Below are 17,929 nucleotides of genomic sequence, written 5' to 3' on the forward strand. Positions count from 1 at the left end.
GACCGCGCGGGACCGGCCATCGACGACGGGGGGCGTGTGTGGTCCGGCGGCCCCACCCACTAGCCTGATACCGCCGGTACGAACGCCCTGCGGGCGGTCCGCCCGGCTCCGCCTTACCCGGCGGCCAGAAACGGCCGGGCGACCCGGAATGCGGCCGGGTCGCCCGGCCTTCCGCCACCTCATGAGCGCGCGGAACCAGGGGCACGACGGGCCTCATGGGCGTTGCGGGCGTCATGGGCATGGGGCGGTTCAGAGCAGCCCGGCCGCGCGCCAGAGCCGGCGCCCACGCTCGTCGAAGGCCCCCACGTCCTCCAGGAAACAGGACAGCCGGGCGGCGCCCGCCCGCAGCACCTCGCGCCGGTGCTCACTGGCGCGGGCCTGCTTCACCGCCGCCCGCCGGTCGAGACCGCAGTCCGGGTAGACGTCCGGGTTCACGAAGCAGCGGACGAAGACCCGCCCCAGCTCCCCGGTGACGGCGCGGGTCAGCCGCAGCTCCAGCCGGCCCGCCTCCTCCATCTGACGGCGCAGCTCCTCACGGGCGTACCGCACATGCCGGGCCTCCTCCACCACATGGATCCGGGTGACGCCGCGCACCAGCGGCTGCACGCGGGAGTCGGGGAAGGTCAGCCGCTGCATCCAGTCGATGACCTCCTCGCACAGCAGCGTGAAGACCAGCGAACTCGCCATATTGGAGCAGGATTTGAAGACGCGGGTGAGATTCTGGACGAAGGGTGACACCGGGTACACGGGAGTTCCCGACTTCTCCAGGAAGCGGGAGAACATCATGGAGTGGCGGCACTCGTCGGCGATCTCGGTCAGTGCGAAACGGACATGATTACTGGTGACGGGCTTGTCGTAGATATGCCGCAAGAGCAACTGCATCACCACGATCTCGAACCAGATACCGATGGAGGCGAGCGAGGCGCTTTCCACGCGGGCGAGCCGGTGGCGCAGCTCCTCGTCCATGGCCCACCACATGGGTGTGTCGTAGAGCGAGATCAGCTCCGGCGGCCAGAACCATTTCCCTTCTTCGAAGGGTGCGTCCCAGTCGAGGTCCCGGTCCGGGTCGAAGCTGTGCCGAACGCTCGCTTCCAGAAGGCGCTGTGCCACCTTTTCACGGTCTCTCAGGATGAGATTTCCGGCCAATTTCTCCGGTGATTTCACGGTCACGGTGATCCCCTGGATATGTCATATCATCCGATGTAATGGCGAACGAGACGAAACCGATCGCCATCCGGCAACGGTCTTTATAGCGCCCATGGAAGACCGTTTCGCCCGCTATCTCCGTTACCCGGGCACTCCTGCGGACCTGACGGGTGATCATCACTCAAATGAGGGACAGTGGCGGCGATTACCTTGCGGACGCATGATCGTTGAGAACGCCGTGTTCACCCATGCCGACACCCCCGCCTGTGCCCGTGCCGACATCCCCGCCGACGACGCCGGTTCGGCGCCGCCCGCCCGACGTGAACTGACCGCCGCCCTGTTCAAGGACGGCTCCGCCGATTCCCACCGCAAGTGGCGGAAAACTATCTCGACAGAGCCCTTCCGATTCCGCCCCGAGCTGTGCACCGAGGAGCGCTGGGAGTTGTCCTATGCCCGGTTGCGCGCCTTCAATGAGGAAATCGAATCACCCGAAGAGCTGGCCCGGGATCCCCGCGGACTCGCCGCGATGCATGAATGGGCGGCAGTGGTTGACGGTGCGCTCGCGACCGTGGCCGGTATCCACTACAACCTCTTCCTCGGCAGCCTGGTGGACGACGATTCCACGGACCGCGACCTCGCGCCCTTTCATGCGCTCGCACGTACAGGAACGTTCCTCTGCACAGAACGCGGGCACGGAAATGACGCCGCCGCCCTGGAGACCACGGCCACCTATGACCCCCAGTCCCAGGAATTCGTGCTCCACACCCCCCACGAGCGCGCGCAGAAGTACATGCCCAACACCAGCCCGGCGGGCGGCCCCAAGTCGGCCGTCGTCGCCGCCCGGCTCCTGGTGGACGGGGCCGACCACGGCGTCTTCCTCTTCCTCACCCCGCTCACCGACGCGGACGGCACCCTGCCGGGCGTCACCGTCGAGCCCCTGCCCGACCGCGTCGGCAGCCCCGTCGACCACTGCGTCACCTCCTTCGACCGGGTGCGGCTGCCGCGCACCGCCCTGGTCCAGGGCCCGCACGGGCGGCTGCTCCCCGACGGGACCCTCCGCACCGACCTGGGCAGCCAGCGCAAACGTTTCCTGCACGCCATCGCCCGGGTGACCACCGGCAAGCTCTGTATGAGCGCGAGCACCCTCGGCGGCAGCCGCGCAGCCCTGGCCATCGCCGTCCGGTACGCCCACACCCGCCGCATCTCCGGCCCGTCGGCCGGCAGCCGCGTCCAGCTCGCGGCCCACCGCAGCCACGGCGGACGGCTGCTGAAGTCCCTGGCCACCGCGTACGCGATGACCTTCCTGCACCGCAGGGTCATGGACCTCTGGATCCACCACGAGCCCGCCGAACGCGACCGCACCGAACGGCTGGTCGCCGTCGTCAAGGGCTGGATCACCTGGCACGCCCGCGCACTCACCATCGAGGCCAGGGAACGGTGCGGCGCGCGGGCCCTCTTCCCGGTGAACGGTCTCGCCGAGTACCCCGCGAACGCCGACGGCGCCATCACCGCCGAAGGGGACAACCTCGCCGTCTGGTGCAAGGCAGGGGCCGAGATGATCTTCGGCCATACGCCCGCCGAACCGACCGTCCGGCGCACCCCGGTCCCCCAGGGCACCTCGGCCCTGGGGGACCCGGTCTTCCTGCGCGACCTGCTCGCCGTCGCCGAGGGCCGCTGGCACCACCGGGCCCGGCTGAACCTCAGATCGGGCCCCTCCGGGGACTCCCTCGGCCGCTGGAACAACGCCTCCAGCGCCGCTCTCGAACTCGTCGACACCCACGCCACCCTGCTCGCCGCGGACGCCTTCATCGCCGCCACCGAGGGCGTGCGCCACCCCGCCACCCGCGCCGTGCTGCGCGACCTGTGCGTCCTGTTCCTGCTGGACGCCATCGCCCCGCGCACCGGCGAGTTGCTCGCGGACGGTCACCTCACCGCCGTACAGGTACGCGCGTTTCCCGATACCGTCGACCGGCTGACGGCCCAACTCGCCCCGCACCTGGGGGTGATCGCCGACGCCTTCGACGTACCCGAGGAACACCTGGGCGATCTGCCGATGCTGACGGCTCCCTGAGCCGCCCGCCCGGCGGCGGCCAGGACCGACCGTCCACCGGACCCGCGAGGAGCCCACGGAAGCGCAGGAGTCCGGCCGCCGGACCCCACCGAGCCACCGGCCCCCCGGGACCCGCTGGTCCAGGAGCCCACAGGAGGAGACGCATGAGAGCCGTTCAGTACCGAACCCCGGGCAAGGGCCCCGAACTGGTCACGCTCCCCGACCCCGTACCCGGTCCCGGCGAGGTGCTGCTGAAGGTCACCGCGGCGGGTATCTGCCACTCCGACCTCACCCTGATGGCGGCCGAACCGGGAAGCCTGTCGTTCGGGCTGCCCGTCACCCTCGGCCACGAGGCCACCGGCGTGGTCGCGGCCCTGGGCCCGGGTGCGGGCGGCGGGGACGGCGGCGGCGAGGGCTGGCCGGCCGTCGGGGACACAGTCGCCGTGTACGGCGCCTGGGGCTGCGGCGGCTGCCGGGCCTGCGCCGCGGGCCGGGAGAACTACTGCCCGTACGCCCCCGGCCAGGGCATCCACCCGCCCGGCCTGGGCGCGGCGGGCGCACTCGCCGACTACCTGCTGGTACCCCACGCCCGCCACCTGGTCTCCCTCGGCGGCCTCGACCCCGTACGGGCCGCCCCGCTGACGGACGCGGCACTCACCCCGTACCACGCCATCCACGCCAGCCGGCACAAACTGCTGCCCGGCAGCACGGCCGTCGTCATCGGCGTCGGCGGCCTCGGCCACCTCGCGATCCAGATCCTGCGCGCGCTGACCCCGGCCCGGATCGTCGCCCTCGACCTCACGGGGGAACGCCTCGCCCTGGGCCGCCACGCGGGCGCCCACCACACCGTCACCGCCGACGGCGACGCCCGCGCGGCCCTGGACGAACTGACCGGGGGACTCGGCGCCGACGTGGTGTACGACCTGGTCGCGTCCCCCGACACGACGGCCCTCGCCGCCGCCGTCACCGCCGCCGACGGACACATCGCCCTGCTGGGCATCGGCACGGGAAGCGTGCCGGTCGCCTTCGGGGCCACCCGGCCCGGGGTGAGCGTCACCGCGCCGTACTGGGGCACCCGGCAGGACCTGCTGGACGTGCTCGCCCTGGCCAGGGAGGGCCGGATCAGCACGCTCACGGAGAACTTCACCCTGGACCAGGCGCCGCTGGCGTACCAGCGGCTGAGGGACGGGACGATCCTGGGCCGGGCGGTCGTGGTCCCCTGAGCGGAAACCGCTGGCGGCGGGGGAGAAGGGCTGTCTACGGTGGGGGTGTGGGAGTTTCCTGAGCCAGAGGGCTGTACGCAGAGCCGCCCGGCGGATGCCGCCGGGTGATGCCGTTGTGCCGTCACCCTCCGACTCGTCCCACGCGGGAGCCACGCCATGCCCCATTCCCCTTCCCCCTCTCCTTCCTCGACCAGCTCCTCCTCCCCACTCCTGGACAGGAGGATCGAGCGGCTGCGGGCCGAGGCGGAGGCCGAACCCCGGCTGACGGGTGTGCTGTTGTACGGCTCGTGGACGGTGGGCGAGGCGGACGCCCACTCCGACATCGAGGCGTACCTGTACGTCCGGGACGACGCGGCGGACACCTTCGACGGCGCCGGCTTCCTCGCCCGGATCGCCCCGCTGGAGCTGGCGTACACCAATCTGTACGGCGTTCTCGCGGTCGTCTTCGACGACCTGATGCGGGGGGAGTTCCACATCGCCCCCGCGGGCCCGGGCATCGCGGAGATCGCCGACTGGCACGGCGCGGTCCACCTCCCCCGCCCCGACCGCGCCGTCCTCCTCGACCGCACCGGCGCCCTCACCCGCGCGGCCCACCGCCTCACCGACTGCCCACCCCCGGACCCGGCCCCCACCGCCCAGCGCCTCACCGACGAACTCGCCAACTGGACCCTGATGTTCGCCGAAGTCCAGTCCCGCGGCGAGACCGCCCGCGCCCACGCCCTCCTCCACACGGTCGTCGCCCCCCACCAGCTCCAACTGCTGCGCCTGCTGCGCGGCAGCACGGCCCACTGGCTGACCCCGAGCCGCGCCCTGGAATCCGACCTGCCCCCGGCGGACGCGGCCCGCTACACGACGACGTCCCGCGCCCACGGACCCGAACTCCGCGCCGCGGGGCGTGCCTCCTGGCGCTGGAGCCGCGAACTGTCGGCGGAGGCCGCGGCCCGCTGGGGTATCCGGGTGCCGTCCGCGCTGTACGACGGTATCGACCGCCTTCTGTAGGCCATCGGGCCCGGCCGGTCGGCCGTCACCGGAGTGGCCGGCGTCGCCCCGTTCCTGGCCCAGTTCGAGCAGATGCGCCAGCTCGGACAGCAGGCTGCTCCCGGTCTGCTGCTTCCGCGAGGACTGCGGCGGGCCCGCAGATCGGAACCACCCATCTGCCCGACCCGGTGTCCATCGTGACCGGCTGGTGCCTGCACGACCTCGGGCGTCCCGGGGCGGCGGCCCAGGTTCTCGACCGGGAGTGTCAGCGCATCGCGCCGCATGCCCTTCGTACCCGTACCCGGTACGGCATGCGCAGGGCACTGGCCCACGCGGCGGCGGGTGAGATCGAGCACGCCTGCGTGATCGCGGGAGAACTGCTCGACGTCATGACGACGGTTCCCTCCGCGACGGTGACCGTCGATATCCGCAGACTCGCCAGGGAACTGACCCGCTTCCGCGCCAGCCGAGCGGTGAAGAAGCTGCAACCCGCCCTGGCGCGGGCGCTCAACGACTCCCGTGTCCGGGCGGACGGCTCGAACCGCTGAGCCCGCCCATCCGTCCGCCCCTCGCGGACGTCCTTTAGCCGCACCCGGCGCCTTCACTCCCACCGCCGCGCGGAGCCACGAGGCCGTGGAACGAGGAGCCGTACAGCCGGGTCCGTTCGACGGGTCCATCCGGCCTGCCTGTCCTGTGTGCTCGCTTCGCCCTGGCGTCGCGACCTTTCCCTACCCTCCCATGCCTCTTTCTGCCCGAAAGGAATCGAATATGCCCGATATCTTCGTCAACTACCGCACAGGGGATGCGGAGGCCGAGGCCACCATGATCGACCGTGAACTCTCCCGGCGCTTCGGCAGCGAACGTGTCTTCCGTGCCGGCAAGTCCATCCCCGCGGGCAGGCCCTTCCCGCAGCAACTCATCACCGCGGTACGCCGAAGCAGTGTCCTGCTCGCCGTCATCGGGGCACGCTGGACCGAGGCCCGGACGGCCGGCGGCGGGCGGGCGCTCGACGACCCCGGGGACTGGACCCGCCGGGAGATCCTGGAGGCGATGGAGAGCGGGGCGCTGGTCATCCCCGTACTCGTGGGAGGCGTTGGCCGGCTCGATCCCTCGACGCTGCCGCAGGTGCTCGCGGCGCTGGCCGACCACCAGTACCGGCGACTGGACATCCGTGACCCCGACCCCGGTCTGACCCGGCTCGCCGACGACCTCGCCGAGCTGGTGCCCGCGCTGGACGATGTCGACACCGACCGACGTTCCGACCGACGCGCGGGCCATGAGCGGCAGCCGGAGGGCGACCGCGACGAAACCCCGGGGCAGCGGCGCGACAGCCGTATCCAGAGCCGTATTCAGGCCCGTGACATCCAGCAGCGCCAGCGCGGCGGTATCGGCAATGTCGGTGGCGACTTCTCCGGCACCTTCGTCAGCGAGCCGCAGGGACCGGTGAACACCGGTCCGGGCGCCCAGCACAACACGGGCGACCAGTACAACGCTCCTCGGTTCTCCGGTGACAACAGGGGCGTCAACTACACGGCCGGAGACAACTCCGGAACGGTCGAGCAGCGCTTCGACGGCGCCTTCGAGCGGGAGCGCGAGCCTGAGCCCCGAGCGCCGGCACAGGGACGAGGGCCGGTGACGGACACCGACGGTGTACGGGTGACCGGTGCGCGGGGCCCCGTCAACACGGGACCCGGGCCTCAGTTCAACGGCGGCAACTTCGGTCTGTACGTGGAGGGCCTGTCCGGCCTGTTCTCCCCGAGGGGCGCGGACCACCGGCGTGTGGTCCGCGAGCACCGTATCCGGCTCTCCCACCGGTTCGTCCCACCGCGCGAATTCGGCCGGGCCACCGCGCGTCTCACGGCCCCGGGCACGGCGGTGCTGCTCGACGGCGCTCCCGGCATCGGGCGCCGTGCCGCGGCGACCGTACTGCTGCACCGCCTTCAGGGGACGGACGGCGGCCGGTTCGTCGAACTCTCCGTGGAACCGGGCGAAGGCCCGGTGGACGCGTCCCCGGGGGACCGGTTCTTCCTCGATCTGTCCCAGGCGTCCGAGGACGACTACCCCGGAGCCCAGCGGATCCTGGCCGGATACCTCTCGAAGACGGAGGAGGGCGGCGCGCGCCTGGCGGCCGTTCTCCCCGCCGGACTCGATCACCTGCTCGATCCGGAACTGGTGCCTCTGGTGGTCCGCCTGGAGCGCCCGAGCGGCATCGCCGTACTCCGCCGCTACCTCTGCATGGACCAGGTGGCCTTCACGCCCGAGCAGTTGAACGGGCCGGTGGCACGGCAACTGCTCGACGAGGCACCGATGCGGGAGCTGGCAGCCCTCGCGGGGTTCGTGCGGCAGGCCAGGGACCGGCGGCCCGGCGGCAGCTTCGACGACTGGCTCCAGCAGGCGGTGGACGCGGTCACCAACCGCACCGGTGAGGTCGCCCAGAAGGTCGCGAGCCGGCAGACGGCGGAGGAGCGAGCGCTGCTGCTCGCGGCGGCCATGCTCAGCGGCGCCTCCTCGGACGCTGTCTTCCACGCGGCCCGACTGCTGCTGAAGTCCCTGGGACACCCCGAGGACGAGACACCGCTGCTCGGCCGCGCCGACCTCGGCGCGCGGCTTCAGTCGCTGGGCATCGTCCGTGACCACGAAGGCCGGGTGGGGTTCGACAAGCTCGCCTACGACGCCGCGGTCCGCACCCACTTCTGGGTCAACTTCCCCGACCTCCGCGACGGTCTGCGGGACTGGGCCGGGCGGTGCGCCCCGCTGCGCGACATGACGGGCGACGACCGGATGAACCTGGTCAGCCGGTTCGGAGAGCAGGCCCTCGCGGCCGGGTACCCGGATCATCTGCTCGACCTCGCGACGCGGTGGACGGATCCGAAGTGTCCCCGTCCGCTGCACACGGAGGCTGCGGCCGCCTTGCAGTTCGGACTCGTGCACGAGCGGTACGGAGGGAGATTCCGCTCCCGGATCTACGACTGGGCACGGCTCAGGGAGGACCAGCTGTCGCCGGATCTCGCCCACACACTGGCCGGAGTCTGTCTCCACACCATGGCGGCGACCCACCCCGACCAGGCACTGGTCCGGCTCCACCACCTCGCCGTCCGCCGGGGCGGGCAGGAGACAGTGGCGGCCCGCACGGCCCTGCTGGAGCTCGGCCGGAGAAACCGCCGGATGTACCGGAGGCTGATCGACCGCCTCCTCTCCCGGCGGCCGGACCGCAGGGAGACGAACCTGGCGCTGCTCCTCGCCCTGCTCGACCCGGTGGGCGCACCCGCCCCGCGGGGGCTGCTGCCGCAGCGGGCATGGGCCGCCGTCATGGCGGAGCGCCCACCCGCCGAGTGGACGCCGACCGCACTGAGCTGGCTCACCGCCGCGTGCGAGAACGAAAGCTGGGGCGATGCCCCGGACATCCTGTCGGCCGCCGCCGAAGGCCGCACCGACGTACTCAACCGGTTGTACGTGATCACTTGCGGCTGGGCCCGGGACTCCTCGGTCACGATGCCGCGCCGTACGGCCAGGGACGCGGTCGCCATCCGGCTGCGGCAGCGCATCGATCGAGCGCAGGGGGCCGTTCCGGCCGGCAGAAGGCATGGCACACCGTACCGAGGAGACGACCTGTGAACCTGAAGAGCAAAGACCTGTTGATCCTGCTCGTCTGCGGCCTGTTCCCTGCCGCTCTCGCGTGGCCCCTGCGCTGGCCCGCACCACTGTGGGGCCTGGTGACGCTGACCGTTCTGGCCGGGGTGCTCCTGATGCTGGTGGTACGGAAGAGCGCGGGCGCCGCCTCTGCCGACGCCCCCGGCACGGGCTTCGCGAACGGGGAGCCCGAGCCGCCCGCGGTACCCCCGTACCAGGAGGCGCGCATGCGGAACGTACCGCTGCCCAGCGGTTCCGAGGGCTACGACTTCCTCTTCTCCGCGACCGTGTGGTGGCGTCCGATGGATGTCGCGTACAGCTCCGTCGACGGCAACCTCCAGAGTGTGGCCGCCGCCGCTGTTCTCAGCCGGGCTCGGGCCGTCACGCTGCGGGAGCACCCCGAGCGAGTGGACTTCACCCGGTATCTCCTCGATGGTGCGCTGGGTGTGCCCCAGCGGGACGACACCGCCCTGGTCAGCGTGATGGCCGCGGATATCGGTCTGACTCTCGCCCCCGAGGACCGGAGCCGTCTGGACCGGGCCGGCGAGATCCGCAAGGCGGAGGAGGCATGGGAGCGGGAGCGGCAGTACGAGCGGAACAAGCGGGCGTATCTCGGCAGCGAGGTACTGAACAGCACCGGCAGTGCCGTGGTCTGGTGGCTGGCCCGGCATGACAACGAGATCGAGAAGGCGGTGGACATGATCGGACCGCTCGCGCAGATCTCCGCCGCCGCGAACGACACCGAGGTGCCCGAACTGTTCCGGCATCTGGTGCCCAGGGCCACGGTGACCCAGGAGGACGGAGGCGATTCGCAGCCCTTCACAGGAGGGACGGACGGCTCCGCCTCGCGGGACCCTCTCCGGGACCCCATCTCCGAGGTGCTGGACGAACTCGATCTTGAGGAGGGCTCCGACGAGCGGGCCGTCTTCCTGGACCGTGTGGCCCGGTCCATGGCTGCGGCGGGTCGCCCGGACGCGGCGGCCCGGGTGTATCCGCAGGACACCGCTCCTCAGCCGGCTGCTGAGGAAGGGACTCCGGGGACCGAGGACGACGGGAGCGACGGAGGCCCCGCGGCCGATCCGCCCGACAGCACGACCGCGGCCCCGCCGGCGGCTCCAGCCGAACCGTCGCCGGAGTCCGCGTCCGGAGCCGGGCCGAACGGCCAGGGAAGGCCGCCCTTCTCCTTCTGGGACGCGCCGTCCCCCGCCCCGGACGAACGGAACGGGTATCCGTCCCCTCCGGACACCGACCCAGGGTCGGCCCTCGACGCCTGACCCACCTGACCCACCTGACCCACCTGTGTCGCTGTACCGCTGTACCGCTGTGCGTCGAGCACTCCGTCGGTGGGCCACCCACGCGGGTGGCCCACCGACGCGCGTCCGCGAACCGGACGCCCCCGGCCGGACACCGCCTCGATCATTCGTCGCCTATCCGAACCGCTAGGATCACCCCATGGCCGAGTCGAATACCATCGCGAGCATTTCCGACCCCGCGATTCGCAGAATTATCGATGTGACCAAGCCTTCGCGGGCGAATATCAAGACCGCGTTGATCGAGGACATCGAGCCCATCACCCAGTGCATCAGGGCGGGCGTGGAGTTCATCGAGGTCTATGCGAGCGACAGCGAACCGTTCGACCCCGAACTCCAGGCCCTGTGCGCGGAGAAGAACGTCCCCACGCGCCTGGTCGAATCGTCGATCGTCAATCAGCTGTTCAAGGGCGAGCGGAAGGCGAAGACATTCGGTCTCGCCCGGGTGCCCCGCCCGGCCCGGTTCAGCGATATCGCGGCCCGTGACGGTGATGTCGTCGTTCTCGACGGCGTGAAGATCGTCGGCAATATCGGAGCGATCGTCCGCACCTCGCTCGCGCTCGGGGCCTCGGGAATCGTCCTGGTCGACAGCGATCTCACCAGCATCGCCGACCGCCGGCTGCTGCGCGCCAGCCGGGGCTATGTCTTCTCGCTGCCCGTCGTCCTCGCCGGGCGCGAGGAGGCGATCTCCTTTGTCCGGGACAATGACATGTCGCTCATGGTGCTGGAGGCCGACGGCCGGCTGAAGGTGAAGGATCTCGGTGGGGAGAGCACCCGGCTGGCCCTGCTGTTCGGCAGTGAGACGGGCGGCCCTTCGCAGGCATTCAAGGACGCCGCGACGGCCACGGTCTCGATTCCGATGATCAGCTCGACCGAATCCCTCAATGTCTCGGTTTCGGTCGGCATCGCCCTGCACGAGCGTATCGACCGTAACTTCCCTGCCTCCTGATAAAACCCGGCGACGTCGGCGATCATCCCCGGGACACTGGTCGCCCATGGATGAAGTGAAAGTCGTCGTCGCCCATTCCGAGCGCGCGACCCTGCGCGTCGGCGATGTGTTCCTGAAGGTGGACGCCGATCAGGCGCGCATCGACGCCGAGGTCGAGGCGATGTCCCTGGCGCCGGTCCCCACCCCGGAAGTCCTGTGGCGCAAGCCGCCCGTGCTCGCGATCGCCGCACTCCCGGGGACGGCGCTCGGGCGCCTCGGCGGGCCGTCGACCGGGTCGCCGGCGGCGTGGGCCGCGGCGGGCGCGGCCATCCGGAAGCTGCACGACGCGCCGCTGCCGCCCCGGCCCGGCAGGGCGGGCCGGAGCGGCGGCGCGCTGGCGGCGGAACTCGACGCCGAGTGCGCGTTGCTCGTGGCGAACGGCGTCCTCCCCGCCGACCTGGTCACCCGCAACCGGCAGGTCGCCGAGGCCGCGCTCCGGCCGTGGACTCCGGCGTTCACGCACGGCGACCTCCAGATCGCGCACGTCTTCGTCGACGGGGACGAGGCCACCGGCATCATCGACTGGTCCGAGGCGGGCCGGGGCGACGCCCTGTACGACCTCGCCACCTTCACCCTCGGACACGAGGAGCACCTCGGCGAGGTCCTCGCCGGCTATGGCGCCGACGTCGACCTCGATGTGATCCACGCGTGGTGGTCGTTGCGCAGCCTGCTGGCGGTTCGCTGGCTGATCGAGCACGGCTTCGACCCGTCCGCGCCGGGCTGCGAGGTCGACGTGCTGAGATCCCGGATGTGAACACGGCCGCTGTTCGCTCCGTGACGCGTGTCTGCCGGGCGCCGGCGGCTCCGCGCGGCACGGGCGGCTCCTCTCCGGCGCGTTCGGTCACAAGATCTCAGGGGGTGCAGACGACCCGCATGCACTGACCGCTTTGACCGTTGCCGCCGGCCCGGTTGCCCCCGCCGTCGGCGTTGCCCGGGTCGACGGAAATGCCCCAGCTCTTATTGGAACGGGCGGTGTTGCCCTGGACGGTGTGAGCGGCCTTGGAGACGAAGATGCCGTCGCCCTGGTTGGCGTTGGTGGTGTTGCGGACGAGCTGGTTGCCGGCCCCGGGGGCGGCGTCCCCGACCACGTGGATGCCCCGCGAGCCGTTCTGGTTGGCCTGGTTGTCCTGCACGTTGTTGTTGAGGGAGAGCCCCAGACTGATCCCGTCCCCGGTGGTGTTGTTCGCGATGTTGGACTGGATCAGGTTGTTGTTGGAGCCGCTCAGCTCGATGCCGCCGGTGTTCCGGCTGACGTCGTTGCCGGTGATCGTGCTGCCGTGGGACGACTGGAGGACGATCCCGCTGTCGCCGCTGCCCTGGAGCGTGTTGGAGAGCAGACGGTTCCCGGTGGAATCGGCGACGATCAGTCCGGCGTCCGCGCTCTGCGTGGACGCGTTGCCCTGGACGAGGTTGTTGTTCGAGCCGAGCCGCAGGGTGATCGCGCCGTCGCTGCTGTTGCCGACGGTGTTGGTCAGCAGGGTGTTGCCGCTGGCGCCCTCCAGGGCCAGGCCGACGCCTCCGCTGCCGGTGATCCGGTTCCCTTCGAGGCGGTTGCCGGCGGATTGCTGAACGAAAATGCCGCCGCCTTGATTACTGGTGATCGTGTTGTCGGTGATCACATTGCCGCCCGATCCGCCGGTGATCGTGATCCCCCGGTGCGCCTGCCGGTCGATGATGTTGTTGCGTAAACGGTTGTTGCTGTGGGCGCTGTTGAGTTCGATGCCGGAGAATTCGTTGTTCTGAACGGTGAGTTTTTCTACGATATTGCCCGATGTGCTGGTGTTGAGTCGTACGCCGTAGTCGAATTGCTGTACGCGGGCGGGAGTGCTGCCGCTGTTGGTGATGGTGGCGTTCCCGAACCCGTTGTTGCGGATCCCCACGCCCAGACCGACGCCGTCGACGGTGTGCCCGTTGAGATCGATGGTGATGCCGCCGCTGCCGACGACCAGACCGTCACCGGGACAGTTGGTCAGATCCGCATGGAGAACGACACTGGTCGTGACCGTCTGGCCGCAGGTGAGGTGCGCGGCGTGCGCCGCCGGTACGGGCGTCAGCGCACTGAACAAGGCGGCTGCTCCCGCCGTTGCGAACAATCGTGAGGAAAGCGCCCTGGGAAAGCGGATCATGTCGAGACTCCTTCTGCCATGGAGTTGCTCACCGGAGTTGCTCACCGGAGTTGCTCACCGGACTCGCGGGCCGGGCGTGCGCCCTTGAGGGTTGCCACGGGACGGATGGCCCCGTCTGTCGCACAGGGTCAAGCGAAAACCCTCCGAAGGCTATGAAGCGGCAAAGAATGACCTAAGGCGAGGCAAGGTTGACTGAATCACTGATGCGGCCGTGACCGCTGAGCATGAATCGGATCCCCGGCGCTCCGGGCATGGGCGCGGAGAGGGATCTTCGGGGCTCTGGTGCTGCCCGCCTTCGTGGCTCCGGCGGGGTCCCCTTGCCGGGGGCGCCGATCACGGACCCGCTGGGCAGGGCTCCGGCCTTCAGGCGCTTGGCCCGGCGCCGTGCCGACGATGCCCTCACGGGCCGTCGGAGCGTGTTTCCCCAGGTTGAGGAGGAGAGCGCCCCCGGCAGGACTCGAACCTGCGGCCAAGCGCTTAGAAGGCGCCTGCTCTATCCACTGAGCTACGGGGGCCGATGGCGGCCATGGTGCCCGGAGCCCGTGGGTCCGTGGCCTTGCCGGGGTCAAGGATAGGGCTCCGAGCGCCTTGCCCCGGTTGCTTCACCTCCGTGGCACGATGTGGAGGTTCAGTGAAGCGAACCGATAATCGCAGGCAGGTGCGATTCCCGCAGCGCTTTTCGCGTCTCCGGTGCCGGGTGTTGTGCAGTCGTTATGCCTGCGCCCCACTCGTCCCCTCTGTCCCGAGTGTCTGACCGGCGCGCAGGGGGACCCATACGCTTCAAAAAGCCGACGAAATTGGGCATTCTTCGCATGTGGTGACCTTGGATGCACGGCCTCAGCTGATCGACGCACTAACCGCCCTGCGCGACCGTGTCGCCGCCGTGCGTCTGCCCCTGTCGCTGCCGGGCACGCCCCGGGCCCGGCAGACGCGGGTGGAACTGCTCGCGCAGCTGGACGACTATCTGCTGCCCCGGCTGCGCGACCCCGGGGCTCCGCTGCTCGCCGTCGTCGGCGGGTCCACCGGGGCGGGGAAGTCCACGCTGGTGAATTCGCTGGTGGGACGACGGGTCAGCGAGGCGGGGGTGCTGCGGCCGACCACGCGGGTGCCCGTGCTCGTCTGCCACCCCGACGACGTGCACTGGTTCGAGGGGATGCGGGTCCTGCCCCATCTCACCCGGGTCTGGCTGCCCCGCCAGGACGACGAACCGGAACCCGGCGGTGGCGGCGGGCCCGGGGAAAACACCCCCGAAGGGGGTAATCGGCTACGGATCGAGAGGGCGTCCTCCCTCCCGCGCGGGCTCGCGCTGCTCGACGCCCCCGACATCGACTCGCTGGTGGTGGAGAACCGGCTGCTCGCCGCGGAGCTGATCTGCGCCGCCGACGTCTGGGTGATGGTGACCACGGCGTCCCGGTACGCCGACGCCGTCCCCTGGCATCTGCTGCGGACCGCGAAGGAGTACGACGCGACCCTCGTCATCGTTCTCGACCGGGTGCCCCACCAGGTGATCGCGGACGTCTCCCGGCAGTACGCGGCGCTCCTGACCAAGGCGGGGCTGGGGGAGGTGCCCCGGTTCACGATTCCCGAGCTGCCCGAGTCGGCGGGCGGCGGCACGGGGCTGCTGCCCACCACCGCCGTCGCGCCGCTGTCCGACTGGCTCGCCCACCGGGTGCGGGACCCCGCCGCCCGGCAGCAGGCGCTCGGGCGTACGGCCACCGGGGTGATCGACTCGCTCCGGGCCCGGATGCCCGAGCTGGCCTCCGCCGTCGCCGGGCAGTACGCGGCCACCGTCCGGCTGATGGGCGTGGTGGAGGACGCGTACGAGGCCGAGCACGCGCGGCTCACCCGGCAGCTGGCCGCCGGGGCGGTGCTCGCCGGGGACGCCCGGACGCGCTGGCGCGGCTTCCCCCGCGACAGCTCCGCCGGGGAGGTGCTGGACTCGCTCGCGGGCAGCCTGTGCGCGCTGGTGCAGTGCGCCGTCGCCGCCGCCGACGAGCAGGTGTACGACGCCTGGCGGCGGGAACCGGGGGCCGCCGCCCTCGCCGTGGCCGGGCGGCTCGACCCCGAGGCACCCGAACGGATCGGTATCGCCGTCCGCCGCTGGCGCCGTGAACTGGAGGAACTCGCGGAGGACGAGGTCCGCGGCCCCGAGCTGAGCGCCGCCCCCGACCCCGAGACGGCGGCGGCCCTGGTCGCCGCCGTGCTGCTGGGCGGCCGGCGGGCCCGGGGCGCCGGCGAGCGGCTGGCCGAACGGATCGGGGCACAGGGCGCGCTGCGGCTGCGCGACCGGGGCGGCGAGCTGACCAGCGGCTGCATCGAAGGCGTACTCGGCGGCGAACGCGACCGCCGGCTCGCCCCCCTCGACGCCCTGGATGTCTCCCCGGAGCCGCAGGCCGAGCTGATCGCCGCGCTGTCCGTACTCCAGAAAGTGAGATGAGCGCCATGGCCGCCGGCACCGGGAGCACCGGAAATACGGACGGGCGACGAGGGAGTACGGCGGGCGACAACGGGGTAAGGAGGGCCGGCGCCGTCCGCTGGGACGACGGTCTGATCGCCCGCCGCGCGCGCGGCGGCGAGGAACGGCCCGTCCGCCGGGCGCAGCCCCCCGGTGAACCCGGTGCACCGGGGGAACCGGAGCTGGTGTTCACCGGCGAGGAACCGGTCTCCTTCGGCGACACCTACGCCGGCCCCCTCCGCACCCGCCTCGACGCCCTGCGCGAACTCGTCGGACTCTCCCGCACCCGGCTGGAGAGCGACACCCTCACCGAGGCCCGCCGGGTGCTCGACGAGGCGTCCGCACGTCAGCGGCTCTCCGCCCGCCACACCGTCGTGGCCATCGCCGGAGCGACCGGAAGCGGCAAATCCACCCTCTTCAACGCCCTCGCGCAGGTGCCGCTCTCCGAGACCGGACTGCGCCGGCCCACCACGTCCGCGCCCATCGCGTGCAGTTGGTCGGAGGGGGAGGCCGGACTCCTCGACCGGCTCGCCATCCCGCCACGGCTGCGCCGCCGGCCGCTCGCCGGCGGCGAGGACGCGCTCTCCGGGCTGGTCCTGGTGGATCTGCCCGACCACGACTCCGCGCTGGTGCGCCACCGCGAACAGGTCGACCGGGTGCTCGGTCTGGTGGACGCGGTGATCTGGGTCGTCGATCCGGAGAAGTACGCCGACGCGGCCCTGCACGAGCGGTATCTGCGGCCGCTGGCGGGCCACGCGGAGGTCACGTTCGTCGTGCTCAACCAGGTCGACCGGCTGTCCGGTGAGGCCGCCGACCAGGTTCTGGACGATCTGCGCAGGCTCCTGGACGACGACGGCATGGCGCTCGGGGAGCACGGCGAACCGGGGGCGGCCGTGCTCGCGCTGTCGGCGCTCACCGGGGAGGGGGTCGGCGAGCTGCGGGAGGTGCTGGGGCACTTCGTCCGGGGGCGGACCGCCGCCGCGCGCAGGCTGGCCGCCGATGTCGACGCGGCGGCGGAAGGACTGCGTCCGGAGTACGTCTCCCAGGGCCGCACCGGGCTGGACGAACGGTCCCGGGAGGACTTCGCCGCCCGCCTCGCCGAGGCCGTCGGCGCGGGCGCTGCGGGCGAGGCGGCCGAACGCGAGTGGCGCAGACACGCCATTCGGGCCTGCGGGACGCCGTGGCTGCGGCTGTGGCGCTGGTACGAACGGGTACGGACGCCGGGCGGCGGGGACGCGACGACCACCGCACCGGCGGAGGAGGAGCCGACCGCGCGGCAGCGGGTGGAGCAGGCGGTGCGCACGGTCGCGGACGAGGCGGCGGCCGGGCTGCCCCCGGCCTGGGCGCAGGCGGTCCGCGAGGCGGCCGCGCGGGGCGCGGAGGGGCTGCCGGAGGCGCTGGACGAGCTGGCCGCCCGGGAGGCGGCCACGACGGGCAAACGGCCGCTGCGGCCCGCCTGGTGGCCGGCGGCGGTGCTGGCGCAGATGTCCATGACCCTCCTCCAGGTGTACGGGGGGCTCTGGCTGGCCGGGCAGATCATCGGGGTCCTCCCGCCGGGCCTGCTGGTGCCGGTGCTGCTGATGACGGCCGGGATCGTGGGCGGTCCGCTGGTGGAGTGGGCGTGCATGGCGGCGGTACGCGGGCCCGCGCGGCGGTACGGGCAGGACGCGCGGCGGCGGCTGCGGGAGGCGGCCGCCGGATGCGGCCGGGCCCGGGTGCTCGATCCGGTCGCCGGGGAGCTGATGCGGTACCGGGAGGTACGGGAGCGCTACGCCACGGTCGCGGGGCGCGGGGTGACCACGACGCTCGTGGGGCGGGCGGGACGGCGGCGGCCGGGGGCGGCCGGGTCCCGGCCGAGGCGGCGGTGAGGCCCGTGGTGAGGCTCTGGTGAGGCCTTGGTGAGGCCCTGGTGGGGGAAGGCGGCTGGAGCCCTGACGGGTCCCTCTGCCGTGACGGATCCCCCTGGGGGGTGACGGAGTTGTGCACAGTCCGGCGGCTGTCCACAGGGCCCGGCGGACATGCC

General features: G+C 71.7%; 12 protein-coding genes and 1 tRNA gene. 10 read left to right on the forward strand and 3 right to left on the reverse strand.

The window, feature by feature from the left end; genetic code table 11:
* Positions 1 to 249: 249 nt before the first annotated feature.
* Complete coding sequence (locus SYYSPA8_RS05115; protein ID WP_323445738.1) at positions 250 to 1,170, reverse strand: AurF N-oxygenase family protein; 921 nt, start codon at positions 1,168 to 1,170, stop codon at positions 250 to 252.
* A gap of 196 nt (positions 1,171 to 1,366) precedes the next feature.
* Here SYYSPA8_RS05115 and SYYSPA8_RS05120 point away from each other — a divergent pair, with 196 nt between their 5' ends.
* The 8 genes from SYYSPA8_RS05120 (at position 1,367) to SYYSPA8_RS05155 (ending at position 12,079) form a co-directional block, all read left to right on the forward strand.
* The gene (locus SYYSPA8_RS05120; RefSeq protein ID WP_323445739.1) at positions 1,367 to 3,217 is read left to right on the forward strand and encodes an acyl-CoA dehydrogenase family protein; all 1,851 of its coding nucleotides are present in this window, start codon (positions 1,367 to 1,369) and stop codon (positions 3,215 to 3,217) included.
* 143 nt (positions 3,218 to 3,360) lie between these two features.
* Positions 3,361 to 4,419, forward strand: coding sequence for an NAD(P)-dependent alcohol dehydrogenase (locus SYYSPA8_RS05125; protein WP_323445740.1), 1,059 nt, complete (start codon positions 3,361 to 3,363; stop codon positions 4,417 to 4,419).
* A 156-nt stretch (positions 4,420 to 4,575) separates the two neighbouring features.
* On the forward strand, positions 4,576 to 5,418 hold the full coding sequence (locus SYYSPA8_RS05130) for a nucleotidyltransferase domain-containing protein (RefSeq protein ID WP_323445741.1): 843 nt from the start codon (positions 4,576 to 4,578) through the stop codon (positions 5,416 to 5,418).
* 167 nt (positions 5,419 to 5,585) lie between these two features.
* Positions 5,586 to 5,945: a hypothetical protein gene (locus SYYSPA8_RS05135; protein ID WP_407705900.1), complete on the forward strand. Its 360-nt coding sequence runs from the start codon at positions 5,586 to 5,588 to the stop codon at positions 5,943 to 5,945.
* A 220-nt stretch (positions 5,946 to 6,165) separates the two neighbouring features.
* A complete protein-coding gene (locus SYYSPA8_RS05140) occupies positions 6,166 to 9,012 on the forward strand; it encodes a TIR domain-containing protein (RefSeq protein WP_323445742.1) in 2,847 nt (948 codons plus the stop codon).
* Positions 9,009 to 10,301: a hypothetical protein gene (locus SYYSPA8_RS05145; RefSeq protein ID WP_323445743.1), complete on the forward strand. Its 1,293-nt coding sequence runs from the start codon at positions 9,009 to 9,011 to the stop codon at positions 10,299 to 10,301. The genes SYYSPA8_RS05140 and SYYSPA8_RS05145 overlap by 4 nt, the downstream gene beginning before the upstream one ends.
* A gap of 178 nt (positions 10,302 to 10,479) precedes the next feature.
* Entirely contained in the window at positions 10,480 to 11,286 is an 807-nt protein-coding gene (nshR, locus tag SYYSPA8_RS05150) for an NshR/TsnR family 23S rRNA methyltransferase (RefSeq protein ID WP_323445744.1), read from the forward strand.
* Positions 11,287 to 11,332: 46 nt separating this feature from the next.
* Positions 11,333 to 12,079, forward strand: a complete 747-nt coding sequence (locus tag SYYSPA8_RS05155) for a phosphotransferase family protein (RefSeq protein ID WP_323445745.1) — start codon at positions 11,333 to 11,335, stop codon at positions 12,077 to 12,079.
* A 97-nt stretch (positions 12,080 to 12,176) separates the two neighbouring features.
* On the opposite strand, the gene SYYSPA8_RS05160 is transcribed toward SYYSPA8_RS05155, so the two are convergent.
* Positions 12,177 to 13,391, reverse strand: coding sequence for a right-handed parallel beta-helix repeat-containing protein (locus SYYSPA8_RS05160; protein WP_323445746.1), 1,215 nt, complete (start codon positions 13,389 to 13,391; stop codon positions 12,177 to 12,179).
* A 502-nt stretch (positions 13,392 to 13,893) separates the two neighbouring features.
* Positions 13,894 to 13,966: transfer RNA gene (locus SYYSPA8_RS05165), tRNA-Arg, on the reverse strand.
* 308 nt (positions 13,967 to 14,274) lie between these two features.
* Between SYYSPA8_RS05165 and SYYSPA8_RS05170 the strand changes: the two genes are divergently transcribed.
* Together SYYSPA8_RS05170 and SYYSPA8_RS05175 are read left to right on the forward strand one after the other, a co-directional pair.
* On the forward strand, positions 14,275 to 15,888 hold the full coding sequence (locus SYYSPA8_RS05170; protein ID WP_323446308.1) for a dynamin family protein: 1,614 nt from the start codon (positions 14,275 to 14,277) through the stop codon (positions 15,886 to 15,888).
* Positions 15,885 to 17,774 carry a YfjP family GTPase gene (locus tag SYYSPA8_RS05175; RefSeq protein ID WP_323445747.1) on the forward strand — a complete coding sequence of 630 codons (1,890 nt, stop codon included), beginning with the start codon at positions 15,885 to 15,887 and terminating at the stop codon, positions 17,772 to 17,774. Before SYYSPA8_RS05170 ends, SYYSPA8_RS05175 begins: the two co-directional genes overlap by 4 nt.
* Positions 17,775 to 17,929 lie beyond the last annotated feature (155 nt).

The sequence above is a fragment of the Streptomyces yaizuensis genome (assembly GCF_034961445.1).
GTDB lineage: Bacteria > Actinomycetota > Actinomycetes > Streptomycetales > Streptomycetaceae > Streptomyces > Streptomyces yaizuensis.

Coding starts and splice junctions, on each gene's coding strand:
- SYYSPA8_RS05155 (WP_323445745.1), top strand. CDS start 11,333: ATGGATGAAGTGAAAGTCGTCGTCGCCCATTCCGAGCGCGCGACCCTG.
- SYYSPA8_RS05120 (WP_323445739.1), top strand. CDS start 1,367: ATGATCGTTGAGAACGCCGTGTTCACCCATGCCGACACCCCCGCCTGT.
- nshR (WP_323445744.1), top strand. CDS start 10,480: ATGGCCGAGTCGAATACCATCGCGAGCATTTCCGACCCCGCGATTCGC.
- SYYSPA8_RS05130 (WP_323445741.1), top strand. CDS start 4,576: ATGCCCCATTCCCCTTCCCCCTCTCCTTCCTCGACCAGCTCCTCCTCC.
- SYYSPA8_RS05175 (WP_323445747.1), top strand. CDS start 15,885: ATGAGCGCCATGGCCGCCGGCACCGGGAGCACCGGAAATACGGACGGG.
- SYYSPA8_RS05125 (WP_323445740.1), top strand. CDS start 3,361: ATGAGAGCCGTTCAGTACCGAACCCCGGGCAAGGGCCCCGAACTGGTC.
- SYYSPA8_RS05140 (WP_323445742.1), top strand. CDS start 6,166: ATGCCCGATATCTTCGTCAACTACCGCACAGGGGATGCGGAGGCCGAG.